1 protein-coding gene is annotated in these 1,014 nt (G+C 64.0%); it reads left to right on the forward strand.

All coding sequences use genetic code 11. From position 1 onward, the window contains the following. Nucleotides 1-398 precede the first annotated feature (398 nt). The coding region (locus EOD07_RS35615) for an oligosaccharide flippase family protein (RefSeq protein ID WP_164772910.1) at nt 399-1,014 on the forward strand (616 nt) is incomplete at its 3' end.

Genomic DNA, 1,014 nt, shown 5'->3' on the forward strand with positions numbered 1-1,014 from the left:
GGCCTGGAAGCAGAACCCGACCGGCGCCTTCGCCGACATGAACCCGAATGTGTCCTGCGACGCGATGAAGGGGATGTGAACACCTTTTCCTTCTCCCCGTTTCACGGGGAGAAGGTGGCCCGAAGGGCCGGATGAGGGGCGGCGCCGGCGATTGCGATTGGCCGCCGCTCGTAGTCTGACAGAGGATGATCACTGTGTTTAGGAACCCTCCCGCAAGGAACCTCTTCGACACGCGGTTCATCCCAAATTTCCAAGGCCGGCTCCGCCCCTCATCTGCCTGCCGGCATCCTCTCCCCGTATAGTGACGGGGAGAAGGAAGCATCCCACCCAACCGTTTCTTAAGGTGTTTCGGGTAGACCGAAACCTTGGAAAGAGGCGGAAAACGGAGAGTATTCGGGGTGCGCTTTTCCGCGGCGACGACTGCCGGGCGGTTCCTGCCGCAGCGCTGGGCGCTGCGCATGCGGCCGCTGCTTGGCCGCATCGATGCCGTGCTGCTCACCGCCGACGAGCGCGGCGAAGCCGGGCGCATGTCGCTCATCGCCTTTTCCATCCGCATCGTCAGCGCCTTGATCGCCTTTGTCAGCCAGGTGCTGATGGCGCGCTGGATGGGATCGTTCGAATACGGCATCTCGGTGCTGGTCTGGGTGACGATGGTCATCGTCGGCAATCTCGCCTGCCTCGGCTTCCACACCTCCGTCATCCGCTTCATCCCCGAGTATCGCGAGCGCGGCATGCTGGCCGAGCTGCGCGGCATCGTGCAGGCAAGCCGCCTCTTCGTGCTCGTCGCCTCGACGCTGGTCGCGGGGCTGGGCGCGCTTGGCGTCTGGCTCGCCTCCGACTGGATCGAGAACTACTACGTCATCCCCTTCATCCTCGGCGTAATCTGCCTGCCGATGATCGCGCTCGGCGATCTACTGCAAGGGTTGGCGCGCGCCAATTCCTGGGCGCTGCTGGCGTTGTCGCCCACCTATCTGGTGCGGCCGGTGCTGATCCTGGTGTTCATGGCGCTGATGC

The organism is Mesorhizobium sp. M2C.T.Ca.TU.002.02.1.1, assembly GCF_003997225.1.